Below are 23927 nucleotides of genomic sequence, written 5' to 3'. Positions count from 1 at the left end.
CGTCACCGACCGCAGGTCAGTGACGGCGTCCGCGGTCGCGCGCCCGCACGCGCAAGCCGCTGGCGATGAGCCGGGACACCAGCTCTTTGCCGCCGACCGCCACCGCCCCTGCCGCCACGAGCTCGTCGTAGCGGCGCTCCGGCACGTCGTAGTGGTCGAGGTCGAACGCGCGCGCCGGCACGTCCGCTGCGGCCGCGAACGCGTGCAGCTCGTCCAGCGACGCGTCGCTGACCAGGTGCGACCACAACATGCCGTGGGCGGGCCATGCCGGGGGATCGATCAGGACCGTCATACAATGATTGTAGGAACCGGTCCCGTCCAGGGTTCCGGTCGGTCCCGGCGCTCCCTCGCTGAATTGACGGGTCGTGCGGCGTCGGGTAAAGTTGACCGTTGGTGTGTGCCGGTAGGCTGGTGCACCTCCACGGTTTTCTGAGAGCCACCCGCCGCCATCGGCGGGCGCGAGCTCACCAGTAACTCCCTGAACAAACAAGAGCAGGACAGATCCACGGCATCGCCGGGAGCTGATCCCCGACGAAAAGGTACGTGAAAGTGGTTTACGCAGTTGTGCGCGCCGGTGGCCGGCAGGAGAAGGTCGAGGTCGGCACCATCGTGACGATGGACCGCATCAAGGCCGACAAGGACGGCAACGTCGAGCTGGCCGCCGTCCTGCTCGTCGACGGTGACAAGATCACCTCTGACGCGAAGTCCCTCGCCAAGGTGAAGGTGACCGCCGAGGTCCTGAACGACCTGCGCGGGCCGAAGATCGTCATCCAGAAGTTCAAGAACAAGACCGGCTACAAGAAGCGCCAGGGCCACCGTCAGGAGCTCACGCGCGTCAAGATCACCGGCATCAAGTAGCCGACAGAACCTCTCGAGGAGAAGAAGACATGGCACACAAAAAGGGCGCGAGCTCCACTCGCAACGGTCGTGACTCCAACGCGCAGCGTCTCGGCGTGAAGCGCTTCGGCGGCCAGACCGTCAACGCCGGCGAGATCCTGGTCCGCCAGCGCGGCACGCACTTCCACCCGGGCGCCAACGTCGGCCGCGGTGGCGACGACACGCTGTTCGCCCTCGAGGCGGGCGCGGTCGAGTTCGGCACCAAGGGCGGCCGCAAGGTCGTCAACATCGTCGCCGTCGAGGCCTGAGCCTCCCCACGACAGCACTTCCACGGATGGGCGGGCTTCGGCCCGCCCATCCGTCGTTTCACCAAATTTGAGGAGCACCCATGGCCACGTTCGTGGATCGCGTGACACTGCATCTGCGCGCGGGCAACGGCGGAAACGGGTGCGTCTCGGTCCGCCGCGAGAAGTTCAAGCCGCTCGCCGGACCCGACGGCGGCAACGGCGGAAACGGTGGCGACATCGTGCTGGTCGCCGACCCGCAGGTCACCACCCTGCTCGGCTACCACCGGCACCCGCACCGTGCCAGCGAGAACGGCGGCTTCGGGATGGGCGACCACCGCAGCGGCCACACCGGCGGCGAGCTGGAGCTTCCCGTCCCGGTCGGCACCGTCGTCAAGTCGGCCGACGGCGAGGAGCTCGTCGACCTGACCGAGCCTGGCATGCGCTTCGTCGCGGCCGCGGGCGGTCTCGGCGGCCTCGGCAACGCCGCCCTCGCGACCACCAAGCGCAAGGCGCCCGGTTTCGCGCTGCTCGGCACTCCCGGCTGGGAGGGCGACATCCTCCTGGAGCTGAAGACCGTCGCCGACGTCGCGCTCGTCGGCTATCCGTCGGCCGGCAAGTCCAGCCTCATCGCCGCGCTCTCGGCCGCGAAGCCGAAGATCGCCGACTACCCCTTCACCACGCTGCACCCGAACCTCGGGGTCGTCCAGGCGGGCGACGTGCGCTACACGGTCGCCGACGTCCCCGGCCTCATCGAGGGCGCGAGCGAGGGCCGCGGCCTCGGCCTGGAGTTCCTCCGGCACGTTGAGCGCTGCTCCGCGCTCCTGCACGTGCTCGACTGCGCGACACTGGAGCCCGGCCGCGACCCGCTGAGCGACCTGGAGGTCATCCGCAGCGAGCTGGCGGCCTACCCGGTGCCGGAGGGCCAGGTGCCGCTGCTGGAGCGCCCGCAGCTCATCGCGCTCAACAAGATCGACGTCCCCGACGCCCGCGAGCTCGCCGACTTCGTCCGTGGCGACCTGGAGGCGCGCGGCTACCGCGTGTTCGAGATCTCCACGGTCAGCCACGAGGGTCTGCGCGCGCTGTCGTTCGCGCTGGCCGAGCTGGTCGAGGAGGCCAGGAAGGCCGAGGCCGCCGAGGCCGAGATCCGTCCGCGCATCGTCATCCGGCCCAAGGCCGTGGACGACGCCGGCTTCACCGTCAAGGTCGAGGGCGGCTCGGACGGCCCCGTGTACCGCATCCTGGGCGCGAAGCCCGAGCGCTGGGTCGCCCAGACCGACTTCGCCAACGACGAGGCCGTCGGCTACCTCGCCGACCGGCTCGCCAAGCTCGGCGTCGAGGACCGCCTCTTCACCGCGGGCGCCGTCGCCGGCTCCACGGTCGTCATCGGCCGCGACAACGGCGTGGTGTTCGACTGGGAGCCGACGCTGACCTCCACCGCCGAGCTGATGACCTCGCCGCGCGGAACGGACGCCCGCATCGACGTGAACGCCCGACCCACCCGCGCGCAGCGCCGCGAGGACTACTTCGACCGGATGGACGGCAAGGCCGAGGCCCGCGCCGAGCTCCTCCGCGAGAAGGAGGCCGGGCTCTGGCAGGACGACGACTACGACGACTACGACGGTCAGGACTCCGGATCCCGGAGCGAGGGCGAGGAGACGGGCCGGTAATGACGATCGACGAGCGCGCCCAGGTCCCCACTGCCCGACGCATCGTCGTCAAGGTCGGCTCCTCGTCGATCAGCGGCGACAACGCGGGGCAGATCGCCCCGCTCGTCGACGCCCTGGCCGAGGCGCACGGTCGTGGCTCGCAGGTCATCCTGGTCTCGTCCGGAGCCATCGCGACGGGCATTCCGTACCTGTCGCTGGATGGGCGCCCGACCGACCTGGCCACCCAGCAGGCCGCTGCTGCGGTCGGGCAGAACGTGCTCATCTACCGGTACCAGGACAGCCTGGACCGCTACGAGATCGTCGCCGGCCAGGTGCTGCTGACGGCGGGCGACATGGAGAACCCGACCCACCGCAGCAACGCCAAGCGCGCGATGGAGCGGTTGCTCGACCTGCGCATCCTGCCAATCGTCAACGAGAACGACACCGTGGCGACGCACGAGATCCGTTTCGGCGACAACGACCGGCTGGCCGCGCTGGTGGCCCTGCTGGTGGAGGCCGACCTGCTCGTGCTGCTCTCGGACGTCGACGCGCTCTACACGAAGCCTCCACAGGAGCCCGGCGCCGAGCGCATCGCGCACGTGGACTGGGGCGACGAGCTCGCGGGCGTGGAGATCGGCTCGACGGGCCTCTCCGGTGTCGGCACCGGGGGAGCGCTGACCAAGGTGTCGGCCGCCCGGCAGGCCGCGGAGCGCGGGACGGCCGTCATTCTCACGGCGACGACGCTCGTCTCGGAGGCGCTGCGCGGCGAGGCAGTCGGAACGTGGTTCGCGCCGTCGCCGAGCGCGGTCGACGCCGACGTCGCGCGGCCGGCTGCGGGGCAGGACGCCGACGCCGAGGCCGCCGCCACGGCCTAGACTTGGCCCATGTCCTCGACCGTCGCCTCACCCGTCTCGCTCGCCAACCGTCTCGCCGCCGCCAAGGCCGCGTCGCTGCCGCTGGCGACCGCGACGACCGAGCAGAAGAACGCGGCGCTGCGCGCGATCGCAGAGGGCGTCGTCGCGGCGGAGCGGAGCATCCTCGCCGCGAACGAGCTCGACCTCGCCAACGGCCGTGAGAACGGGCTCTCCGCAGGCCTCCTCGACCGGCTGACCCTGAACCCGTCCCGGCTGCAGAGCCTCGCGGACGCGGTGCTGGAGGTCGTCGGCCTGACCGACCCGGTCGGCCAGGTGGTGCGCGGCAGCGATCTCCCCAACGGCGTGAAGATCGCCCAGACCCGCGTGCCCTTCGGCGTCGTCGGAGCCATCTACGAGGCCCGGCCGAACGTCACCATCGACATCGCGTCGCTCGCGATCAAGAGCGGCAACGCGGTCGTCCTGCGCGGCGGCACGGCCGCTCTCAACACCAACGCCGTGCTCGTGGAGGTCGTCCGCGACGCGCTCGCGAGCGCCGGCCTCCCCGCCGACGCCGCTCAGACCATCGACGAGTTCGGCCGCGACGGCGCGAACGAGCTGATGCGCGCCCGCGGCCTGGTCGACGTGCTGATCCCGCGGGGGAGCGCCGACCTCATCCAGGCCGTCGTCACCCAGTCGAGCGTCCCGGTGATCGAGACCGGCGCCGGGGTCGTGCACATCGTGCTCGACGAGAGCGCGCGCGAGGACTGGGCCGTCGACATCGTGCGCAACGCCAAGGTGCAGCGTCCCAGCGTCTGCAACGCCGTCGAGACCCTGCTGGTGCACCGGAACGCCGCCGCGCGCCTGCTGCCCCCCGTGCTCGGCTCCCTCGCCGAGGCCGGCGTCACCATCCACGCCGACGAGACCGCGCTGCCGTACGCGCCGGATGGTGTCCCCGTGACGGACGAGGACTACGCGACCGAGCACATGAGCCTCGACATCTCGGTGCGGGTCGTGGACGACCTGGACGCCGCGATCGCGCACATCCGCCGCTACTCCACGCAGCACACCGAGGCGATCGTCACCAACGACCTCGGCAACGCAGAGCGCTTCCTCGCGGAGGTCGACTCGGCCGTCGTCATGGTCAACGCCTCGACCCGGTTCACCGACGGCGGCGAGTTCGGCTTCGGCGCGGAGGTCGGCATCTCGACCCAGAAGCTGCACGCGCGCGGCCCGATGGGGCTCCCCGAGCTGACCAGCACCAAGTGGGTCGTCCGCGGGTCCGGCCAGATCCGCGCGTGAGCCACCGCTAGACGCATGCTCCACCACTAGACTGGGGAACGGCCTCGCGCCGCAACGCCCCGAAAGGAACACCACCGATGTCCCAGTTGACGACCATCATCGCCGCCGCGGCGGCGGAGACCCACGTCGATCTGCCCATGCCCACCTGGGCCTACGGCACGATCGCGATCGTCACCTTCCTGTGCCTGCTCGGTGTCATGTTCAGCTTCCGCGACGTGGCCAACCGCCACGCCCACCGCTCGACTCCCGACGCCGCGTCGCACGCTGCGGCCCCTGGCGCCACCCACCACGGCACCGGTCACCCGACCCAGGGGCACTGAGGCCTCCCGCGCCCGCCGCCCATACATGCAGCTGACCGAGAAGAGCCGCCCGCGCATCGGCGTGATGGGTGGGACGTTCGATCCGATCCATCACGGCCACCTGGTGGCCGCGAGCGAGGTCGCGCAGTCGTTCGACCTGGACGAGGTCGTCTTCGTGCCCACCGGCCGGCCGTGGCAGAAGGGTGAGGTCACGCCCGCCGAGCACCGGTACCTGATGACGGTGATCGCGACAGCCTCCAACCCGCGGTTCACCGTCAGCCGGGTCGACGTCGACCGGGTCGGGCCCACGTACACGATCGACACCCTCCGCGATCTGCGGCAGGAGCGGCCGGACGCCGAACTGTTCTTCATCACCGGCGCCGACGCCATCGCGCAGATCCTGAGCTGGCGCGATATCGACGAGCTCTGGAAGCTCGCGCACTTCGTTGCTGTGAGTCGCCCGGGACACGACCTCAATATTTCTGGATTGCCGAAACAGGACGTAAGCTTGTTGGAAGTTCCGGCCCTGGCGATCTCGTCCACCGACTGCCGGAGCCGGGTGAGCAGGGGATTCCCCGTCTGGTACCTCGTCCCCGACGGGGTGGTCCAGTACATCTCCAAACATCACTTGTATCGGAGCGCGGAATGACGTCATGGCCTGAACAGCCAGCGGAAGCGAGCCAGCCGCCGCAGACACGGCGACAGGCCAGGGAAAGTGAACGTACGGCGGCGCGTCAAGCGGCGCGGCGCGCGGGCACCTCCCAGTCGACCCCGGCGGGGGAGATCCCCGAGACGTCCTCGACCCCCGGCGCCGTTGCCGACGACGCCGTCGCCACCGCCCAGACCCCGGCTGAGGAGCAGGCTCCCGCCATCCCCGCGTCGGCGTTCGCCGAGCCCGGCGTCTCGTCGGGCGGCAGCTTCGACAACCTGCTGTTCACCGCCCCGAAGCGCCCGGCCGCCGACCCCAGCGCCGACGCTTCCTCGTTCGACCTGTTCAGGCAGGCGCCGGACTCCTCCAAGCCGGAGCCGGTGACGCAGCCGGTCTCCGTGCTGCCCGGTTCCTCGGCGGCTCCGGTCCGCGCGACCTCGCCGCAGAGCACCGCTCCTGCGTCGTCGACGTCGGACGACGAGTCCGATGCGGGCGGCGACCGCACGCTCACCCGTCGCGAGCTCCGCGCGATGCTCCAGGCCCAGGCGGCGAACCAGCAGGCGAACCACTCGCCGGCCATCGCCGAGCCGATCATCCCGGTGACGTTCACCGACGAGGGGGCGCCCGCCGCCGCTGCGCAGCGGGACGAGACGGCAGTGACGTCGTCGCCGGCCTCCGTCTTCACCGGCTTCGGGTCCCAGGCTGCGGCTCAGGCGGCTCCGGCCGCCCCCGCTTCTGCTGCCCCGGCGCCCGCCGCCGCCGCTGCGCCCGCCGAGGCGGACACCTCCGCTCAGGAGCGCCGTCCGTTCACCCCGCCGACCGGTCACTGGTCGATGGCGGCCGAGCTGGAGGACGGCTCCGAGCCGATCACCTCCCGCAACGTCGGCCACTCGACCGCGGCCACCACGACCAACGCGCTGATCCTCCCGTCGCTGCCGCAGGCGGACGCGACCGGTCCGCTGACCAGCACCGGCGAGATCCTCGTCACCGGCTCGATCGACCTCCCGCGGACGCTCGGCTCGACCGGCGCCCACGACCGCATCGACTCCTCCGACATCGACCGGCTGCTCGACAGCGAGGAGAACGAGTTCAACACTTCCGAGGTCGCGCCGGTGCGCGCCTCGCGCGCCATCAGCACGCACACGTCGACGCGTGGCGTGATCGCCCCGCCGAAGAAGCGTGGCAACGCCCTCCCCGTCGTGCTCATGGTGACCGCGGGCGTGCTCGCCGTCAGTGTGATCGGCCTGCTGATCGCGGCGTACGTGCTCCACGTGTTCTGACTCCGATGATCCGCGCACGCCTCTTCTCGACCCGCACTCTTCCGAAGGACTCTCTGTGACCGCATCCCCGCACGCCCGGGAAATCCTCCAGCTCGCAGCGGAGGCCGCCGACTCTAAGGGCGGCGTCGACCTCGTGGCGCTCGACGTCTCCGGCCCGCTGCCGCTGACGGATGCGTTCCTCCTGGTGTCCGGCTCGGTCGAGCGCAACGTGATCGCGATCGCCTCCGAGGTGGAGGACCGCCTCAACGACGCCGGCGTGCGCACGCTACGCCGCGAGGGCAAGTCGGAGGGCCGCTGGATCCTCCTCGACTTCGGCGACCTGGTGGTGCACGTCTTCCACGAGGAGGACCGCATGTACTACGCCCTCGAGCGTCTCTGGAAGGACTGCCCGGTCCTCCCGCTCGAGCTCCCCGTCCACACGGCGGAGTAGCGGCCCACGCGCACACGCCCGGGCTGCACGGCCGATTTACGTTGCGCCGTCCGCGTGTAGTACGCTTGATGAGTTGCCCGGGGAGACCCGGTGAACGAAAACCGAACATGGGTCTGTGGCGCAGCTGGTAGCGCACCTGCATGGCATGCAGGGGGTCAGGGGTTCGAGTCCCCTCAGATCCACCAAAGAACACAGAAGCCGGCTTCCTCGGAAGCCGGCTTCTTTCGTGTGTACGGTCATCAGCGCCACACCGCCCCCGACGCTCCGCCGGAGGGATGCTCAGGCCCGCGGGTGATTCCTCGGATGGAGGCGACGCCCGGGACCGGGGTATCGACGTCGCCATCGCTTCAGCGGTCGATCATCTCTGAGATGCTGCCCTTTTCGAGACAGGAGACCGCCATGTCCCAGACCCTCGTCGGTCGCGCACCCGTTCCGGACTTCGCGAGGTGAGCGGCGCAGCGCACGGCCGCGACGACCAGGCCCCTGGCGCCATCGAAGACTTCGGCTACCAGCAGGAGTTGCAGCGCAAGCTCACCTTCGCGGACCTCCTCGTCTACGGTCTGATCTTCATGGTGCCGATCGCGCCGTTCGCGATCTTCGGCAGTGTGTTCCAGGCGTCCGGCGGGATGGTCGCGATGGCGTACATCGTGGGGATGCTCGCGATGATGTGCACCGCGAACTCGTACGCCCAGATGGTCAAGGCGTTCCCGATGTCCGGCTCGGTCTACACCTACGTCGGCCGCGGCATCGCCCGAGCCCTCGGTTTCGTGGCCGGGTGGATGATCCTGCTCGATTACATCCTGATCCCGTCACTGTTGTACTTAGCGGCCGCGATCGCGATGAACGGGATGCTTCCGGACATCCCGCTGTGGGCATGGTTGGTGGCGTTCGTGGTGCTCAACACCGTCGTCAACTACCTCGGCATCGAGTTCACCGCGCGGGTCAACAAGGTCATGCTCGTGCTCGAGCTGCTCGTGCTCGGCGTGTTCCTCGTGATCGGGATCACGGCGGTCGCCAACGGGCAGGGCCAGTTCAGCTTCGACGCCTTCTTCGACGCCCACACCTTCAACTGGGGGCTGATCTTCGGGGCGGTTTCCATCGCCGTGCTCTCGTTCCTCGGGTTCGACGGCATCTCCACGCTCGCGGAGGAGAACGCCGGGTCGACACGCTCGCTCGGCCGATCCATGATCTTCGCCCTGCTCCTGGTCGGGGTCCTCTTCGTGGTGCAGACCTGGGTGGCGTCGATGCTCGTCCCGGACCCAGCACAGCTCATCGCGAAGGGCGACCCGGCCGGGACCGCGTTCTACGAGGCGTCGAGGAATGCCGGCGGACCGTTCCTGTTCGTCCTCACCGCCGCGGCGACCGCCGTCGCGTGGGGCTTCGCCAACGCGCTCGTCGCGCAGGCCGCGACCTCGCGCCTGCTGTTCGCGATGGCGCGCGACCGGCAACTGCCTCGGTTCCTCAGCACGATCCACCCGAAGCGGAAGGTCCCCGCGAACGCGACCTTCGTCGTGGCGGGCATCTCGCTGGCGCTCGGGCTCTTCCTGGTGACCCAGCCGAACGGTCTCACCGAGATCTCCACGCTGGTGAACTTCGGAGCGCTGACGGAGTTCTCGCTGCTGAACGTCGCGGTGGTCTGGTGGTTCATCGTGCGACAGAGGTCGCGCAGGTGGTTCGTCCACCTCGTGCTGCCGCTGCTCGGCCTCGGGATCCTGATCGCGGTGATCATCAACGCCAGCATCGCCGCGCAGGTCCTCGGGATCGCGTGGCTTGTCGTCGGTATCGTCGTCGCTGTGGTCCTGAAGACGACCGGGCGGATGACCGACCCGACCGCGACCGCACCCGCCGTCGAGACAGAGGAGGCCCGCTGACATGGCGATCCACGAACTGAAACCGTCCCCGGGGGAGTACTCCTACGTGTTCGGCGGCGTTGCGCCGCGGCTCAGCGTGAAGCCCGGCGACATCGTGAAGGTCAGCACCGAGGACTGCTTCGGTGGCCGGGTGACCCATCAGGACCAGCTTCCCAGCGAGGTGGTCCCGTTCTCCGAACTCAACCCGGTGTCGGGTCCGATCGAGGTGGCCGGTGCGGAGGTCGGCGACCTGCTCGCCGTGCACTTCGTGTCCATCGTGCCGGCACGGTCCACCGCGATCTCGTCCACCTTCCCGCACTTCGGGGCGCTCACTCCCACCCACGAGACGGCGATGCTCGCGGCGCCGCTGGAGGAACGAGTGTGGTTCTACGACCTCGACCTGGATTCGGGGACGGCCACGTTCCGCGCCCGGCGCAGCGATCACACGCTGCGCCTCCCGCTCGACCCGATGCACGGAACGGTCGGGGTCGCACCCGCCGGCGGCGAGACCCGCCTCGTGGTCACCCCGTCCACCTACGGCGGAAACATGGACACGCCCGAGGTGCGGGCCGGAGCCACGCTCTACCTGCCGGTGAACGTGCCGGGCGCGTTGCTCTCCATCGGCGACGGGCACGCCCGCCAGGGCGAGGGCGAAGTCTGCGGAACCGGCCTCGAGTGCGCCATGAACACCGTCATCGCCATCGACCTGGTCAAGGGCGGCGCCCCGGCGTGGCCGCGGATCGAGAGCGACGACTTCATCATGACCACCGGCTCCACCCGGCCGTTGGAGGACGCCTACCGGATCAGCCAGAAGGAACTCGTCGACTGGACCAGCGACCTCACCGGGCTCGACACTCTCGACGCCTATCAGCTGGTCAGCCAGCTCGGACTGGCACCCGCCGCGAACGTCTGCGACCCCAACTACACGATGGTGGCCAAGCTGCCGACGTGGGCGCTCGGGGCCGCGAAGGCGTACGGCGGCGTCCACCAGCGGCTGCGCGCCGCGGCCGAGGCGTACCTGACCCGCTGACCTCGTCGCGCCCGGAGTTCGACAGGGGTCGCAACACGCCGTTTCGGTCTGCGGATGACGGCGTGTTGCGACCCCTCTGGGGTGGACCGCTCACTCGGCGGGCAGGTGTCCCGCCTGCCGACGTTTCCGCGCCGCGGGCCGCCGCCGCCCGAACACGATCACAGCGACCAGCGCCGCCACGTACGTCGCCACGGCCGCGATCCCCAGCGGCGTCCGGGCGGCGAGCGCGATCGTGCCGGCCACCGGGATGACGCCGACGAAGCTGCCGACCGAGGACACTACGTACGGCAACGGGTCCGGGGTCGCGTTGGCGTCGCCCTTCAGGCGCAGTGTGGTCACATCGCCCTTCGTGGTGACCTCCTTCACCCGGTGCGTGATGAGGCCCGTGCCGCCGTCCTGGCGGGGGACCGTCACGATGTCTCCCTTCACCACGTCCGCCGCGGGGACGGTGCGGTAGAAGACCAGCGAGCCGACCGGCAGCGTGGGCTCCATCGAACCGGAGATCACGACGACCGGGCGGAGGCCGAAGACCGCGCAGACGGCGACGGTCACGATCGCGACGGCGCCCAGGATCGCGGAGACGGTGAGCAGGGCCGAGCCGAGCCACTGCCACAGGGAACGACGAGGGCTGTCAGGGCGTCGAGGCGCCATCGAACTCCACCTCCAAGGCGGTCTGGCCACCGTTGTAGGCGGCGGTCTCCGGGGTGTCGACATAGAAGAGGGTGACGCTGAGGTCGTGGCGGCTGCCGGCGTTCCCGGCCACCCACGCGGCGCCGTCGGCCAGGGCCGGCGCTCCGCGCGCGGGCAGGCGTCCCAGTACGCCCGTCGCGGCCGCGACCGTGGCGCCCTGGCTGGGGTCGGTGGCACTGCCGCCGACCAGGAGCGCGCCGGTCGTCGTGTCGACGACGGTAACGCGCAGGAACGGCGTGATGTTCGGGCTGCTGCCGACCTGTCCGGTGCCGGCCGCGTCCGACGGCTTGACGGTCACCGTGAGGGCGGCGGCGAGCTGCGGGGAGTTGTTGGCGACGCCGAGGTCCACCGTCACCGAACGGCCGGGGACGAAGCTGTCGTCCCCGGCGATCGGGACGGTGACTCCCTGCCCGGGGCGGGCCTCGGCCACGTTCCCGTCCGGGAGGACGGACACGATGTCGAAGGTCGCGCCGCCGACGCCGTCGGGTCCGGCATTCAGGCCGGCCTGGTCGGTGAAGGCGCTCATGGTCTGGCCGACCGTGAAGAGCGCGGCAGTGAGCGCGATCGTGCCGCCGGCGATGGTGGCGAGGGCGATCCGCCTGCGTGGTGTCTTCCTGTGCTTCATCACGACCCCGGCGGAATCATCGTCGTCAGCCCTTGGACCGCGTTCGTCGGGACGGTGTTGTTGGCCCAGTCGTTGATGATCGAGTAGTACGTGTTGTTGTTGCCGCCCCCCGTGCCCCCGCCCCAGTTGACGAACGATCCGTCGGCGTTCAGCGCCGTGCCGGAGTACCCGAACGCGCCGATGGCGGTCACGCTGCTGCCGAGCGGGGCGAGCTGCACGGGGGTGACCTGGTTCGTTGTCGACGGCGTGCCGAGGGCGGGGTCCGGGCCGCGGCCGAAGGCGTAGCGGCCGTAGACGTAGACCTGGCCGGACTCGCCGAGCACCTGGACGTAGTCCTGGCTGGGCGCGACCGATTTGACCGGATCGTCGTTCGGCAGCGTCAGCGCGATCGGCGTGGCGCTGGCCACTCCGGAGACGTATGGTCGCCCGGTGCCGTAGTTGGACGCGTCGCCCCAGGTGACCAGGTGGCCGCCGTCGAAGACGAGCTGGTTGCCGAAGTAGTGGCCGGTGAGCGAGGTGATCGTGCACGCGTCGCCGGGGGAGCCCATGACGACGCCGACCGCGTCGCACCCGGACTGCGCGAAGGGCGACAGGAAGGTCGACCGGTACGGCGCGTTCCGGTTGGTCCCCAGGTTGTCCCCGGACGGATCCGACGCGTACGACGCCCCGGCGTTGGCCCAGCCCCACCAGAACACGCCCGTGGTCGAGTCGTTGGCGTCGAAGTTCCCGCGGATGGCCCAGCCGTTCCACATCCCGGCCCCGATGCTATGCACGCCGGACATGATCAGCGACGGCGTGGGTGAGGACGCCGTCGCCGTGCCCTGACCGGTGATCCCGCGAGCCTGCGCGTAGCCCCAGGTGTAGAGGTCCCCGGTGCTGGTCAGCGCCATGAAGACGCCGGACGACGAGCGGAGGTCGACGACCGTCCCCGGGATCGAGACCGGGCCCGGCTGCGTGTACGGGATCGGCGTGCCCGGCCGACCCATCACGTTGTTGCTGTTGTTTCCGCCCCAGGTGTAGACCTGTCCGTCGTCGGAGAGCGCCGCCAGCCCGGTGTTGGCGATGGTGGTGGGGTAGTAGTTGTCGAGGCTGGTTCCGGCGACCTTCACGATGTACCGGTGGTTCGGGCCGGTGTAGCCGTCGTTCGGCAGGATGACGGGCGTCGGCGCCGCGTTGGACGCGACGGTCAACGTGCCGTTCCCGGCCAGCCCGTTGCCGCGGAAGCCCCAGACCCACAGCGTCCCGTCGTCCTGGAGGGCGGTCGCCGTGTTGGCCAGGTACGTGTCCGTCGGGACCATCCGCGCCGTCCGGGTGAGCAGCGGGCTGACGGTCGGGGACGTCTCCGCCCGGGCGGTGTCGGTGTAGGCGGCGGTGGTGGTCGGCACGGCGGCCAGGGGCACGACCGCGACGGCCACGAGCGCCAGCGCGGCGGCGACGCGACGACCCGTCCGTCTCAGTGCGCGTCTGTTCATGGCTGTTCACTCGGCTTTCGTCGTCGGAGACGGAGCAGGATGCCCGCGCCGATGAGGGCGAGAGGGACGCCGACGCCGAGCACCGTGAGGCCGGTGTCGGCGAGCGGCGGTGGCGTCGGCGCGGCCTCCAGCGAGCTGAGCCGGATGGTGAGTTGTGCGCTCCGCCCCTGGTACTCGTTGCCGGCGGCGGCTTGGAGGACGACGTCGCCGGACACCGACTTCGTGCCGCCTCCGGTGACGGTGCCGAGCCGCACGGGGGCGCCGCCGATCAGCCCGCGCAGGGGGGTCTGCGGGATGACGGTCGTCCCGTCCACCCGGACACTGACCTGGAGCGTGTCGTCGATCGTGGCCGCAGCGCCGGAGACGTCGAGCACCTCGAGGTAGACCGTCGCGGCGGACGTTGCGGGGTTCTGCACCGTGGCGGCCCACGCCGTCTGGTGGCCCGGGCCCGGCATCTGCACGGTCAAGAGCTGAGCGGGTCCCGCGGCGGCGGCGGGCTGGACTCCGCAGAGCCCGAGCAGCACGGCGGCGGCGACGATGGCGGCTCTCCTCACGAGGTGCTCCCGTCGAACCGGACACCGAGCACGAGCGTCCGGTTGAAGATGTAGGGGTTGCCGACCGCGTGCGGCAGAGTCACCTGCACCTCGACGGTCTTCGGCACGGACTGGGTCCAGCCGGTGAGGACAGGCGGGGACGCGTCGATCGCCGCGGCAGTCGCGGCCGTCACGACCGCGGTCCCGTCGACGGTGACCGTGTAGAGGGCGTAGTCGTAGGGGTCGGCGCCAGGGCCCGTGCCTCCCGGGTCGGTCGGCCGGCTGCCGGGGTACGCGTTGGAGAGCGTGACGTGCACGGGCCCGGTGGCGGCCGTCGTCGTCACGACCTGCATGTCGACGTGCGCGGAGGCGTCGAAGGTGATGGTGCCGCTGCCGGAGCTGTCGAGCGCGAACGGGGTGGGGTTGCCCTCCTGGACGGCGCCTCCCGCGTCGAGGAACGCGATGTTGTAGCTGCCGCCGATGGCGCCGTTCGTCCCGAGGCCCGGCGCCGACTGGTCGGTGAAGGCGGCGGAGGTGGTGCCGATCGCCGAGAGGCCGAGGATGACGCTCAGGCTCAGGAGGCCGGTGGCGGCCAGCGCACCGGGCCCCGGCCGCCCGCCGAGGGAACGGACGCGGCGCCCGCTCACAGGCTCGCCCCGGTGAACATGAGCTGGATGGGGGTCGTCGTGCCGTTCACCGAGGCCGGAGCGTCGGCCGGCAGGGTGACCTCGACGTCCAGCACCCGGTCCGCGCCCGGCGCCGTGGCCCCGGTGAGCGGGATGTCCGCCGCGCCGGTCGGCGGTACTGCGGCCGCGTACACATGGCCTCCCTCGGAGATGGTGAACCGCAGTTCGGGGAACAGCGGGTTCTGGGCGGCCGGATCGATCAGGTGGACGCTGATCGATCCGGCCAGTCTCGGGCTGTTGTTGCGCACGGCGACGCGGGCCTGCACCGAGGTGCCCGGCTCGAGCACCGTCGCCGGCAGCGCGACCACCACGGGGTCGGGACGGCCCTGCTGCCATTCGGCGGGGGCCGGCTGCCAGCCGGGCACGTCGCTGCCCGCGACCTGCAGGTCGAAGGTGTTGTCGGTGCCGTCCAGCGCGACGATGACGTCGGACCAGTTCACTGTGCTGGCTGCGGTGACGGCGACGCCGAGGGCGACGCAGACTCCCGCAGCGGACAGTGCCGGCCGACGCCACCGCCGACGCGTGCGCACGGGGCTCGAGGTCATCGGATCAGGGAGTCGACGTACCGTTGAACTGGGCCTGGATGAACGCCTTCATGCCGTTGAGGCTGTTGTCGGTGAACGAGGCCCCGGACTCCGCCTGGGTGAGCAGCCGCACCGAGATCGTCACGTCCGACACCTCGCCGGCCGCGAGGCCGTTGAGCGTCAGCGAGCTGAGCTGGGCGTACGTCTGGTCGGTGACGCTGATCGGCGTGGCGCCGAGCGAGGTGGCCGGCATCGAGACGTCGAACCTCAGGCTGGACAGGTAGTTCGGGTCGGTGACGTCCGCCCCGCTGTCCGGGAGCTGCACGAGTCCGAGCGAGAGGGTCGAGTTCAGCGTCGCGGACGCGTTCCGGACGGGGATGTCGACCGAGATCGGTGCGCTGCCCGGGAAGATCGTGTTCGCTCCGACGATCTCGATGGGAGCTCCGGCGGGGGTGTCGGCCTCCTGCCACGAGCCGGGGATCTGCGCGCCGGTGACCGGGTCGGTGTCGACGACCTGGATGTTGTACTGATCGGCGCCGATCCCGTTCGCCCCGAGGTTGAGGTTCGCGAAATCGGTGAAGGCGGCGGCGGTGACGCCGGCGGCGATCGCGACGACGGCCCCGAGGCCGATCACCGCCTTGGTTCTCCTGGACATGCCGCGCTTCTCGGGCGCGGCGGCTTCCTGCGTCATTGCTCTCCCTTGGGGTCTCGGACGGCCTCGCCGTCTTCAGGGTCGTGACCCTAGCACCGGGGTCGCGTCGTGTTTCGCCGCCGGGCACGGGATTCTCGCCCGACCGCGTCGCCGCGAGAGCCGTCTGAGGCGCCGAATCGTCTGAGCTTTCACCCCCTCCGTCCGGCGGCGTGTCGCCCGGTCGTCGGCGGGGTCACTCCTCGCTCATTTCGGCGATCCGACGCGCCAGAGGCGCATCACCTCACATTCGAGGAGCTCACGTCGATGCGGATGCCGTCGGTGGTGCCGCGCAGGCGCGCGAGCTCGATCCCAGGCGGTCCGGAGTAGCCCGCGCCGGGAGTCCAGATCTCCGTGCCGAGCGCCCGTTCGCTCGGGCTCAGCCCGGCACGCCGCCACGCCGCGGTGATGGACGCATACCGGGCCTCCACGTATTCCTCGGTCGCACCGGGTTCGTGCCAGAGCGGGAGCAGCAGGTCGCAGTGGACGCTTCCGTCGTCCGCCGTCGCGCAGGTGGTGGGGTCGGCGTCCGGTGGAGGGCCGCCAGCGCGCTTCCCGAGGACGGCCGTCTCCATCAGGAAGGCACGGATCCCTGCCTCATAGTCGCTGCGGATCCCGGCGGCTTCCTCTGCGGGGAGGGGCGGATCGTCGACGGCCCTCCAGTCGGGTTCCGGGGTCGCAGCGCCGAGCGGGAGTCCGACGAAGCCCGTCACGCTGCGGTCGGCGGCGGCGGCGTGGACGACGAACGCGGTCCGCGGCAGCTCGAGGCGGTCCGCGGCGGGGTCCACGACGGCGGCGAGGAGGTCCGCGACCGCCTCGGGGCGTCCGGTCTCGATGTCGAGGTGCGGCCGGTCCTCCGACCGCTGCTCCCGGTAGGCGATCCTCGAGACGTCCGGCCGGCGGGAGAGCTCCTCCAGGGTTGCGATGAGCGGGTCGAGCGGAACCTCGGCGGCGACCTCCACGGCGGCAGAGCGCTCGGATCCCCCAAGCGGCCAGTCCACCTCGACCGCGGAGAGTCGCCCCGTCCCGAAACCGTCGAGGCCGCGGAGGGACGCCGCTGTGTCGGCGAGCGGGGTCGGGCCCGCCGCGGTGACCGCGGCCATGCGCACCGACGCGGTCGACCACGAGAGGGTGGCGCCCGCCACAGTGGGCAGTCGCCGCAGGGCGTCAGCGGCGGCCACGGCAGCGGGGAGGCCTGCTCCGTCCCGGTGACCGCGCGAGTCCTCGATCGACACCGGGGCGAGGCCGGGTCCGCCGGGGACGATGACGTCGAGGGTCACGTCCGTGGCCTGCGCGAACGTCGCGCCGTCGACAGTGGTGGCCGCCTTCGTGGCAGGGCCCGCGAGGCCGCCGGCGTCGCGCAGCGTCACGCCGAGGGAGACGAACCGCTGGTGCGGGTGGCGCCAGCTCCCTTCCGAGACGTCCGAGCGCGCGGACGCGACGCCCGGCTGCTTCCGCAGGTCGGACGCGACCTTCGCGGCCTCCCGGACGAGCGGCTCCGGAGGCTCGGACACGAAGGAGCAACCCGCGAGGATGGACGAGACGAGGGCGGCGACGCACACCAGCGCCGCGCCGGCCGCGAAACGGCGACGCTGTGAGACCATCCGACCAGTTCACCGGATGCTCGCGGGGTCCGTCGTCCGTCGCGGCGCCGACCCTCGTCATCCCAGCGGCGGATCCGGGCGGCCGCATCCACGGACCGCGCGCGCCCCGCACCCACCCGGAATCGGCCATCGCTTAGGATTCACCCAGTTCTGTTCGTCGAACCGCCCGGGGGACCCGCTATGACCGACCTGCCTCGCCGTCAGCAGCGCGCGCGCGGGCCTGCGCCGGTGCGGCACGGGAGACTGCCCCAGCGCAGGCTCCTCGCGTCCGTCCTCAAGCTGCTGGCCGGCGTCGTCGCGATCGCCGTCGTCAGTGGCTTCTCGCTGACCGCGTACGCGGTGTGGGATGTCGCCCGCTCGGTGAAGCACGGTGTCACCCTGGTCGCGCTGCCGGGGCACACGGCCGCCCCGCAGGACATCCCGAATGTGGGGGCCATCCCGGGCGGAGTCAACCTGCTGTTGGCGGGGACCGACACCCGGAGCGGTCTCGGCGGCGTCTACAACTCCGCCGCGGAGCAGGACGCCAGTTCGGGTGCGGGCAACAACGACGTCACGATGCTGCTGCACATCGCGCAGGACCACAAGAGCATGATGGTGATCAGCTTCCCGCGCGACCTCATGGTGCGCATCCCGACCTGCCCGACCCCGGACGGCAAGGACACGGTCAGCGGGTCCTCCTACGCGCAGTTCAACACGACGCTGTCGCGCGGCGGCCTCGCCTGCGTCGTGCTGACGGTCGAGAAGCTCACCGGCGTGGACATCCCGTTCGGAGCGGTCATCAACTTCGACGGCGTGAGCGCGATGTCCACGGCGGTGGGCGGCGTGACGGTCTGCCTGGCCTCGAAGGTGAAGGACGACTACACCAACCCGCCGCTCGACCTCCCGGCGGGTGAGAACACGCTCGTCGGGGACCAGGCGCTCTCGTTCCTGCGCAGCCGGCACGGCGTCGGCGACGGCAGCGACCTCGGCCGCATCTCCAACCAGCAGGTGTTCCTGTCCGCGCTCGCGCGCAAGATCGTCAGCGGGGGTGTGCTCGGCAACCCGGTGCAGCTCTACGCGCTCGCCAAGGCGGCCGTCCAGAACGTCACGCCGTCTCAGACGCTCACCAACCCGACCACGCTGGTGGAGATCGCGCTCGCCCTCAAGGACACCGGACTGCAGAACATGGTCTTCCTGCAGTACCCCGCGGTGGCGGACCCGGACAACCCCAACCGCGTCATCCCGGACGACGAGGCCTCCACCGCGGTGAACAACGCGCTGGTCAACGACCAGCCGGTGGCGCTCACCGGCACGACCGGGCGTGCGGCGGAGGACCCGAACGCGACGGCGACGCCGACGCCGGGCCCGATGCCGACGACGCCGCCGAGTGCGACCGCGTCGCCCGCCCCCACCATCCCGAGCAGCCCGACCGGCACCGGCACCCCCGCGCCCACGAACGCGTCGGGCTCGGTCGAGCTGCCCTCCACCGTCACCGGCCAGACGGCCGCGCAGCAGACCTGCACGAAGGGCAACAACTAGTCACACCGTGGGCGGCACGACCAGGAAGTGCCACCCGATCCACCACCAGAACAGCAGGATGGTGACCCGCGCCGTCCGGTCGGCCATGACGCGGTCGAGGAGGCTGCCGAGCGGTGCGATCCGCTCGGGGCGGCGCCGGGACTGGACGACGAGCGCGACGATCAGGAGGCCGCACAGCACGAAGCCGCCGATCGTGACCCACCTCACGCGGACCTCCCGTTCACGACGACCTCCCGCGCCGCAGCAGCGCGTACCCGCCGAGCAGCCAGCATGCGACCAGCACCACCCGCGCCGGCGGCCAGGCCAGCAGCGGGTCGATCAGGTCCGAGAGCGCGGGGAAGGCGTTCTCGCTGCCGCTGAGGTCGCGGCCGAGGAAGTACACGCCGATCTCCCACACGCAGCCGGCGACGAGGACCACCGACCACAGGATCGCGGCGCGGCGTACGGCCGAGCCCGGCGGCCCGGCGTCCGAGCGGGAGCGCTCGGCCCACGCCACCGGCAGCAGCAGCACGCCGAGCCCCACCACGATCGCCGCGTCCGCCGGTCCGTAGAGCGGCGTGAAGCCGAGGCTCACGGCGGCGACCGCGATCAGCGTCCCGGCGACGACACGGCGGGAGGCTGTATCGCGGTCGGCGGGCATCCGCAGCGGGACACGCAGCCAGCCGAGCGCGTCGAGGGTGAGCACGACGGCCCCCGCGAGGTAGATCGCGGCGTCCACGGGCGCGCCGCGCACCGTGTGGAAGGCGGCCGTGATCACGAGCACGCCGATCCAGCCGACCCGCATGATCGCGGTCGGGGTCGGTCGGCGCCGGCCGGAGGATCGCTGGGAGTGCGATAGCTCTGACACGAGGGAAACCGTACGCCCGACGCCGCGGTTGCGCGATCAGCACGCCGAGACGTTGAATGAGCACATGGCCACCGAGAAGATGACGTCCCTGCAACTGCGCGTCCTCCTCGTCGCGATCCTGGCCAGCTTCGTGGCGTTCCTCGACGGCGCCGTCATCAACGTGGCGCTGCCCGCGATCTCCCGGGAGCTCGGCGGCGGCCTCCCGTTGCAGCAGTGGGTGGTCGACGCCTACCTGGTGACGCTCGGCTCGCTGATCCTGATCGCCGGCTCGCTCTCCGACGTGTTCGGGCGCAAGCGCATCCTGTACGTCGGGCTGATCGGCTTCGCGATCACCTCGCTGCTGTGCGCGTTCGCGCCGAGCGGGCTGTTCCTGGTGCTGTCGCGCGCACTCCAGGGCGTGGCGGGGGCGCTGCTGGTGCCGTCGTCGCTGGCCATCATCATCTCCCGGTTCGAGGGCCCGGCCCAGGCCAAGGCGATCGGCCGGTGGACGGCGTGGACCGGCGTCGCGATGATCGCGGGACCGGTGGTCGGCGGCTTCTTCGTGGATGCGCTCTCCTGGCGGTGGGTATTCGTGATCAACGTGGTCCCCATCGCGGTGACACTCGTCCTGATGTGGACCCTCGGCGACACCGGCAAGGGGTCGGGCGGCCGCGTGGACTACCTCGGCGCCGTGCTCGGGTCGGTCGGTCTGGCGGGTACGGTGTTCGCGCTCATCGAGCAGGGGGCGTACGGCTGGGGGAGCCCGCGGGTGTGGATCCCGTTCGTCGTCGGCGTGCTCTCGCTCATCGGCTTCTTCTTCGCCGAGACGCGGGTGAAGCAGCCGATGCTGCCGCTCGGGCTGTTCTCGGTGCACAACTTCTGGGTCGGCAACCTGGCCACGGCGTTCGTCTACGGCGCGCTGTCGTTCGGGCCGCTGATGGTGACGCTGTTCCTGCAGCAGGTCGCCGGGTTCTCGGCGTTCGTCGCGGGCTTCGTGTTCATCCCGTCGACGCTCTGCATGCTGCTGCTGTCGGGCTACTTCGGCGGCCTGGCCGGCAAGTACGGGCCGCGGTTCTTCATGGCGGTCGGGCCGATCGTCGCCTCGGCCGGCTTCCTCTGGCTGCTGATGATGGGGCAGGGCGTCAACTACTGGTTCGAGCTGCTGCCTGCGGTGCTTCTCTTCGGTGTCGGCCTCTCGATGACCGTCGCCCCGCTGACCAGCGCGATCCTCGGCTCCATCCACCCCGGCCAGGCCGGGATCGGCTCGGCGGTCAACAACGCGGTCGCCCGCATCGCCGGGCTCCTCACGGTCGCGATGGCCGGCATCGTGGTCGGCCAGAAGCTGGACGTCGAGGGGATGCACCGGGCGATGCTCGCGACGGCGGGCCTCCTCATCGTCGGCGGCGTCGTGTCGGCGATCGGCATCCGCAACCACGAGCCGGCGGCCGAGCCGATCAAGACCGCCGCGGTCGAGTAGCGCAGTCGAGTGGCGCAGTCGAGTAGCGCAGTCGAATAGCGCGCTCAGGCCACGGTGATCGACTGCCCGGCCAGCGCCAGCATCACCACGTCCACCAGGGCGCAGGTCATGATGAGCTGCATGAGCAACCGGGTCGGGCTCCGCCGCAGCAGCAGGACGACCCCCGCGACGACGGCGGCCAGCCCGATCACGAGACCGACGACGAGCAGCGGACGCACCGGGAGGCCGGGCCCGAACGTGATCAGCACGGTCGCAACGGCGAGGCAGCCGAAGGCGAGCAGCCCGCTGGCGCGCGCGCCGAGGCGGTGCGGGAGGCCGCGGATGCCGGTGCGGGCGTCGTCGGCGAGGTCGGGCAGCACGTTGGTCACGTGCGCGGCGACGCCGAGCAGTGCGCCGGCCGCGAGCACCCACGGCGCCGGCCAGGCCGGGTGCTCCTGGCCGAGCGTCGCGATCGCGGGAAGGAGCCCGAAGCTCACCGCGAACGGGACGAAGGAGGCGGCGGTCGACTTGAGCCCGAGGTTGTACGACCAGCCACCAGCGATCGCGACGGCGTGGGCGATCAGCGCGCCGAGGCCGAGGAACGCGGTGACCGCCAGGGAGAGCACGAGCGCGAAGAACGCCGAGGCGCGCACGAGGGCGAGCGGGACGTCACCGCGCGCCGCCGGTTTGTCTGCCCGCGCGACCTCCCGGTCGCGGGCAGCGTCGAGCCAGTCGTTGGACCAGCCGATCGAGAGCTGGCCGAGCAGGATGGCGAGCGCCAGGACGACGAGCCGGCCCGGCGGGTAGCCGAGACCGACGCCGAGGCCGGCGGCGACGACCGTGACCACCGCGGTGGGTCCGGGGTGGCTGGCGAGCAGCAGCGAGATCGGCTTGGACGCCATCCCGCCATCGTAGGACGGCCGGCGCCGAGAGGGCGACGGCACGGCGGGAACCGAGCGGGGGGCGCTCGGCGGGACCGGTCGGAGTTCGGAGCGGTCGCTAAGGGGGCGAGGGTTATCCTCGGGTGATGCGCCGCGCCCGATGGACGACGGCCGCCGCCCTCCTGGTGCTCGCGACGACGCTGGGCGGGTGCGCGGCCAGCGGTTCGGCGCACCCTCGGGAGGCCGCCAGCCCGTCTGCGGCGCCGCGGACCGCGACTCCCGCGCCCGACCCGATCCAGGCCTACGCGGACGAGCGGCTGCGCGACCTGACCCTCCGCCAGAAGGTGGCGAGCCTGTTCATGCTGCATGCGCCGGGCACGGATCCGGCCGCGCTGCGCGGGTTCGTCGACCGCTACGGCCTGGGCGGGGTCATCCTGATGCCGGATAACATCCCCGCCGCGCCCGCGGCCCTCGCGGCGGAGACCGCGGCGACCCGTGCGTCCGATCCCGGGCTGCCTCCGCTGGTCGGGATCGACGAGGAGGGCGGCGACGTCACCCGGCTGCCGTGGGACCGCTTGCCCGGCGCCGAGGCGCTGCGCTCCCTCCCGCCGGCGGCGACCCAGCAGGCGTTCGCGCAGCGCGCCGCCCTGCTCAAGGGGGCCGGCGTGAACCTCAACTTCGGGACGATCGCCGATGTGACGGCCGACCCGCGCTCGTTCATCGCCGACCGCATCCTCGGGACTGATCCCGCCTCCGCCTCCTCCCGCGTCGCCGCGTCGGTGACGGGGGAGCGCGGCGCCGTGCTCAGCACGCTCAAGCACTTCCCCGGCCACGGCGAGACCGACGCCGACTCGCACCGCACCGTCCCCACCGCCGCCGTCGATCACGCCCGTTGGGCCGCGCAGGACGCGCCGACCTTCCGTGCCGGCGTCCAGGCGGGCGCCGAGGTCGTGATGTTCGGCCACCTCGCCTACAGCGGCGTGGACGCCGCGCCCGCGTCGCTGTCGCCGACCTGGCACCGCATCCTCGCCGACGAGCTCGGCTTCCACGGGGTGACCATCACCGACGACCTCCGGATGCTGCAGGACACCGGTCTGCCGCAGTACCAGGACGCGGGTGCGAACGCCGTCGCCGCGATCGCGGCCGGTAACACGATGGTGCTGATGATCCAGGGCGCGGAGGACCCGGACACGCTGATCGACGCCGTGGTGGCGGCCGTGCGGAGCGGCCGCATCCCGGCCGCGCAGGTGGACGCGGACGCCAGGGAACTGCTGGTGCTGCGGAGGTCGCTCGCGGCGCAGGGTTGACGTGTCAACTTTTTTTCGGGATTCCGGAATACCCTCCCGACATATGCGGTTGCATGGACTTTGACAGCGTCCGTACACGCAAGCTTCGAGCAAGGAGAAACCGCATGAGCATCGACATCCCCGGATACAAGGCCGGCACCTGGACCATCGACCCCGCGCACACTGAGATCGGCTTCAGCATCCGCCACCTCATGATCAGCAAGGTGAAGGGCGTCTTCGAGAACTTCGACGCGACCTTCGTCACCGCCGAGAACCCGCTGGAGTCGACTGTCTCCGCCAAGGCGCACGTCGCCTCCATCAACACCAAGAACGCCGACCGCGACGCGCACCTGCGCACCGGCGACTTCTTCCTCGCCGACGAGTTCCCGACCATCGACTTCGTCTCCACCGGCGTCCGCCACGAGAACGGCGAGTTCCTCGTCGACGGCGACCTGACGATCAAGGGCGTGACCAAGCCGGTCACCTTCGAGTTCGACTTCGGCGGGTTCGGCCAGGACCCGTACGGCAACTACAAGGCCGGCGCGACCGCCAAGACCAAGGTCGCCCGTGAGGACTTCGGCCTCACCTACAACGCGGCGCTCGAGACCGGCGGCATGCTGCTCGGCGACGACGTCACCATCACCCTCGAGCTCCAGGCCGTCCTGCAGCAGGCCTGA

The 23927-nt window shown here is 71.1% G+C and carries 27 protein-coding genes and 1 tRNA gene; 16 read left to right on the top strand and 12 right to left on the bottom strand.

Features of this window, described 5'->3' with window-relative positions:
• Positions 1–16: 16 nt before the first annotated feature.
• Positions 17–292: a DUF4031 domain-containing protein gene (locus ABIA36_RS15990; RefSeq protein WP_369963522.1), complete on the bottom strand. Its 276-nt coding sequence runs from the start codon at positions 290–292 to the stop codon at positions 17–19.
• Between the two features lie 257 nt (positions 293–549).
• Between ABIA36_RS15990 and rplU the strand changes: the two genes are divergently transcribed.
• From rplU to ABIA36_RS15930, 12 genes are all read left to right on the top strand, one after another.
• The gene (gene rplU, locus ABIA36_RS15985) at positions 550–858 is read left to right on the top strand and encodes a 50S ribosomal protein L21 (RefSeq protein ID WP_369963521.1); all 309 of its coding nucleotides are present in this window, start codon (positions 550–552) and stop codon (positions 856–858) included.
• 29 nt (positions 859–887) lie between these two features.
• Positions 888–1145 carry a 50S ribosomal protein L27 gene (gene rpmA, locus ABIA36_RS15980; protein WP_369963520.1) on the top strand — a complete coding sequence of 86 codons (258 nt, stop codon included), beginning with the start codon at positions 888–890 and terminating at the stop codon, positions 1143–1145.
• Between the two features lie 80 nt (positions 1146–1225).
• Positions 1226–2791 carry a GTPase ObgE gene (gene obgE / locus ABIA36_RS15975; protein ID WP_369963519.1) on the top strand — a complete coding sequence of 522 codons (1566 nt, stop codon included), beginning with the start codon at positions 1226–1228 and terminating at the stop codon, positions 2789–2791.
• Positions 2791–3645 carry a glutamate 5-kinase gene (gene proB / locus ABIA36_RS15970; RefSeq protein WP_369963518.1) on the top strand — a complete coding sequence of 285 codons (855 nt, stop codon included), beginning with the start codon at positions 2791–2793 and terminating at the stop codon, positions 3643–3645. The genes obgE and proB overlap by 1 nt, the downstream gene beginning before the upstream one ends.
• 9 nt (positions 3646–3654) lie before the next feature.
• Positions 3655–4923, top strand: a complete 1269-nt coding sequence (locus ABIA36_RS15965) for a glutamate-5-semialdehyde dehydrogenase (RefSeq protein WP_369963517.1) — start codon at positions 3655–3657, stop codon at positions 4921–4923.
• 77 nt (positions 4924–5000) lie between these two features.
• Positions 5001–5243, top strand: a complete 243-nt coding sequence (locus tag ABIA36_RS15960; protein ID WP_369963516.1) for a hypothetical protein — start codon at positions 5001–5003, stop codon at positions 5241–5243.
• Positions 5244–5268: 25 nt separating this feature from the next.
• A complete protein-coding gene (gene nadD / locus ABIA36_RS15955; protein ID WP_369963515.1) occupies positions 5269–5871 on the top strand; it encodes a nicotinate-nucleotide adenylyltransferase in 603 nt (200 codons plus the stop codon).
• Positions 5868–7151, top strand: coding sequence for a hypothetical protein (locus ABIA36_RS15950; RefSeq protein WP_369963514.1), 1284 nt, complete (start codon positions 5868–5870; stop codon positions 7149–7151). The genes nadD and ABIA36_RS15950 overlap by 4 nt, the downstream gene beginning before the upstream one ends.
• 55 nt (positions 7152–7206) lie before the next feature.
• Positions 7207–7581: a ribosome silencing factor gene (gene rsfS / locus ABIA36_RS15945; RefSeq protein WP_369963513.1), complete on the top strand. Its 375-nt coding sequence runs from the start codon at positions 7207–7209 to the stop codon at positions 7579–7581.
• A 109-nt stretch (positions 7582–7690) separates the two neighbouring features.
• Positions 7691–7766, top strand: a tRNA-Ala gene (locus ABIA36_RS15940).
• A gap of 261 nt (positions 7767–8027) precedes the next feature.
• Entirely contained in the window at positions 8028–9452 is a 1425-nt protein-coding gene (locus ABIA36_RS15935) for an APC family permease (RefSeq protein WP_369963512.1), read from the top strand.
• Between the two features lies 1 nt (position 9453).
• A complete protein-coding gene (locus tag ABIA36_RS15930) occupies positions 9454–10461 on the top strand; it encodes an acetamidase/formamidase family protein (protein WP_369963511.1) in 1008 nt (335 codons plus the stop codon).
• 90 nt (positions 10462–10551) lie between these two features.
• On the opposite strand, the gene ABIA36_RS15925 is transcribed toward ABIA36_RS15930, so the two are convergent.
• The 8 genes from ABIA36_RS15925 to ABIA36_RS15890 all read right to left on the bottom strand — a co-directional run bounded on the left by ABIA36_RS15925 (position 10552) and on the right by ABIA36_RS15890 (position 17283).
• The gene (locus tag ABIA36_RS15925) at positions 10552–11112 is read right to left on the bottom strand and encodes a signal peptidase I (RefSeq protein ID WP_369963510.1); all 561 of its coding nucleotides are present in this window, start codon (positions 11110–11112) and stop codon (positions 10552–10554) included.
• Positions 11093–11779, bottom strand: a complete 687-nt coding sequence (locus ABIA36_RS15920; RefSeq protein ID WP_369963509.1) for a hypothetical protein — start codon at positions 11777–11779, stop codon at positions 11093–11095. The genes ABIA36_RS15925 and ABIA36_RS15920 overlap by 20 nt, the downstream gene beginning before the upstream one ends.
• Positions 11776–13248, bottom strand: a complete 1473-nt coding sequence (locus ABIA36_RS15915; protein WP_369963508.1) for a hypothetical protein — start codon at positions 13246–13248, stop codon at positions 11776–11778. Before ABIA36_RS15915 ends, ABIA36_RS15920 begins: the two co-directional genes overlap by 4 nt.
• The gene (locus ABIA36_RS15910; protein ID WP_369963507.1) at positions 13245–13802 is read right to left on the bottom strand and encodes a hypothetical protein; all 558 of its coding nucleotides are present in this window, start codon (positions 13800–13802) and stop codon (positions 13245–13247) included. The genes ABIA36_RS15915 and ABIA36_RS15910 overlap by 4 nt, the downstream gene beginning before the upstream one ends.
• On the bottom strand, positions 13799–14428 hold the full coding sequence (locus ABIA36_RS15905; protein ID WP_369963506.1) for a hypothetical protein: 630 nt from the start codon (positions 14426–14428) through the stop codon (positions 13799–13801). Before ABIA36_RS15905 ends, ABIA36_RS15910 begins: the two co-directional genes overlap by 4 nt.
• Entirely contained in the window at positions 14425–15012 is a 588-nt protein-coding gene (locus tag ABIA36_RS15900; protein ID WP_369963505.1) for a hypothetical protein, read from the bottom strand. Before ABIA36_RS15900 ends, ABIA36_RS15905 begins: the two co-directional genes overlap by 4 nt.
• 4 nt (positions 15013–15016) lie before the next feature.
• Positions 15017–15682 carry a hypothetical protein gene (locus ABIA36_RS15895; RefSeq protein ID WP_369963504.1) on the bottom strand — a complete coding sequence of 222 codons (666 nt, stop codon included), beginning with the start codon at positions 15680–15682 and terminating at the stop codon, positions 15017–15019.
• Between the two features lie 236 nt (positions 15683–15918).
• On the bottom strand, positions 15919–17283 hold the full coding sequence (locus ABIA36_RS15890) for a hypothetical protein (protein WP_369963503.1): 1365 nt from the start codon (positions 17281–17283) through the stop codon (positions 15919–15921).
• Positions 17284–17463: 180 nt separating this feature from the next.
• Here ABIA36_RS15890 and ABIA36_RS15885 point away from each other — a divergent pair, with 180 nt between their 5' ends.
• A complete protein-coding gene (locus ABIA36_RS15885) occupies positions 17464–18801 on the top strand; it encodes an LCP family protein (protein WP_369963502.1) in 1338 nt (445 codons plus the stop codon).
• Here ABIA36_RS15885 and ABIA36_RS15880 read toward each other — a convergent pair whose 3' ends face one another.
• Positions 18802–19008: a DUF6186 family protein gene (locus tag ABIA36_RS15880; RefSeq protein WP_369963501.1), complete on the bottom strand. Its 207-nt coding sequence runs from the start codon at positions 19006–19008 to the stop codon at positions 18802–18804.
• A gap of 13 nt (positions 19009–19021) precedes the next feature.
• Complete coding sequence (locus tag ABIA36_RS15875; RefSeq protein WP_369963500.1) at positions 19022–19648, bottom strand: hypothetical protein; 627 nt, start codon at positions 19646–19648, stop codon at positions 19022–19024.
• A gap of 64 nt (positions 19649–19712) precedes the next feature.
• On the opposite strand from ABIA36_RS15875, the gene ABIA36_RS15870 reads away from it, so the two are divergent.
• Entirely contained in the window at positions 19713–21104 is a 1392-nt protein-coding gene (locus ABIA36_RS15870) for an MFS transporter (protein WP_369963499.1), read from the top strand.
• Between the two features lie 44 nt (positions 21105–21148).
• On the opposite strand, the gene ABIA36_RS15865 is transcribed toward ABIA36_RS15870, so the two are convergent.
• A complete protein-coding gene (locus ABIA36_RS15865) occupies positions 21149–21985 on the bottom strand; it encodes a UbiA family prenyltransferase (RefSeq protein WP_369963498.1) in 837 nt (278 codons plus the stop codon).
• A 125-nt stretch (positions 21986–22110) separates the two neighbouring features.
• Between ABIA36_RS15865 and ABIA36_RS15860 the strand changes: the two genes are divergently transcribed.
• Positions 22111–23271, top strand: a complete 1161-nt coding sequence (locus tag ABIA36_RS15860) for a glycoside hydrolase family 3 N-terminal domain-containing protein (RefSeq protein WP_369963497.1) — start codon at positions 22111–22113, stop codon at positions 23269–23271.
• A gap of 104 nt (positions 23272–23375) precedes the next feature.
• Positions 23376–23927, top strand: coding sequence for a YceI family protein (locus ABIA36_RS15855; RefSeq protein WP_369963496.1), 552 nt, complete (start codon positions 23376–23378; stop codon positions 23925–23927).

Source organism: Leifsonia sp. EB34 (genome assembly GCF_041260585.1).
GTDB lineage: Bacteria > Actinomycetota > Actinomycetes > Actinomycetales > Microbacteriaceae > Leifsonia.
The sequence above is the reverse complement of the archived record's forward strand: the minus strand, read 5'-3'. Positions and strand labels throughout refer to the sequence as shown.

What these genes read in the sequence shown, in the direction of transcription:
- ABIA36_RS15990 (WP_369963522.1), bottom strand. Translation starts at nt 292, where the DNA reads ATGACGGTCCTGATCGATCCCCCGGCATGGCCCGCCCACGGCATGTTG.
- rpmA (WP_369963520.1), top strand. Translation starts at nt 888, where the DNA reads ATGGCACACAAAAAGGGCGCGAGCTCCACTCGCAACGGTCGTGACTCC.
- obgE (WP_369963519.1), top strand. Translation starts at nt 1,226, where the DNA reads ATGGCCACGTTCGTGGATCGCGTGACACTGCATCTGCGCGCGGGCAAC.
- proB (WP_369963518.1), top strand. Translation starts at nt 2,791, where the DNA reads ATGACGATCGACGAGCGCGCCCAGGTCCCCACTGCCCGACGCATCGTC.
- ABIA36_RS15965 (WP_369963517.1), top strand. Translation starts at nt 3,655, where the DNA reads ATGTCCTCGACCGTCGCCTCACCCGTCTCGCTCGCCAACCGTCTCGCC.
- ABIA36_RS15960 (WP_369963516.1), top strand. Translation starts at nt 5,001, where the DNA reads ATGTCCCAGTTGACGACCATCATCGCCGCCGCGGCGGCGGAGACCCAC.
- nadD (WP_369963515.1), top strand. Translation starts at nt 5,269, where the DNA reads ATGCAGCTGACCGAGAAGAGCCGCCCGCGCATCGGCGTGATGGGTGGG.
- ABIA36_RS15950 (WP_369963514.1), top strand. Translation starts at nt 5,868, where the DNA reads ATGACGTCATGGCCTGAACAGCCAGCGGAAGCGAGCCAGCCGCCGCAG.
- ABIA36_RS15930 (WP_369963511.1), top strand. Translation starts at nt 9,454, where the DNA reads ATGGCGATCCACGAACTGAAACCGTCCCCGGGGGAGTACTCCTACGTG.
- ABIA36_RS15925 (WP_369963510.1), bottom strand. Translation starts at nt 11,112, where the DNA reads ATGGCGCCTCGACGCCCTGACAGCCCTCGTCGTTCCCTGTGGCAGTGG.
- ABIA36_RS15915 (WP_369963508.1), bottom strand. Translation starts at nt 13,248, where the DNA reads ATGAACAGACGCGCACTGAGACGGACGGGTCGTCGCGTCGCCGCCGCG.
- ABIA36_RS15900 (WP_369963505.1), bottom strand. Translation starts at nt 15,012, where the DNA reads ATGACCTCGAGCCCCGTGCGCACGCGTCGGCGGTGGCGTCGGCCGGCA.
- ABIA36_RS15895 (WP_369963504.1), bottom strand. Translation starts at nt 15,682, where the DNA reads ATGACGCAGGAAGCCGCCGCGCCCGAGAAGCGCGGCATGTCCAGGAGA.
- ABIA36_RS15890 (WP_369963503.1), bottom strand. Translation starts at nt 17,283, where the DNA reads ATGGTCTCACAGCGTCGCCGTTTCGCGGCCGGCGCGGCGCTGGTGTGC.
- ABIA36_RS15885 (WP_369963502.1), top strand. Translation starts at nt 17,464, where the DNA reads ATGACCGACCTGCCTCGCCGTCAGCAGCGCGCGCGCGGGCCTGCGCCG.
- ABIA36_RS15870 (WP_369963499.1), top strand. Translation starts at nt 19,713, where the DNA reads ATGGCCACCGAGAAGATGACGTCCCTGCAACTGCGCGTCCTCCTCGTC.
- ABIA36_RS15865 (WP_369963498.1), bottom strand. Translation starts at nt 21,985, where the DNA reads ATGGCGTCCAAGCCGATCTCGCTGCTGCTCGCCAGCCACCCCGGACCC.
- ABIA36_RS15860 (WP_369963497.1), top strand. Translation starts at nt 22,111, where the DNA reads ATGCGCCGCGCCCGATGGACGACGGCCGCCGCCCTCCTGGTGCTCGCG.
- ABIA36_RS15855 (WP_369963496.1), top strand. Translation starts at nt 23,376, where the DNA reads ATGAGCATCGACATCCCCGGATACAAGGCCGGCACCTGGACCATCGAC.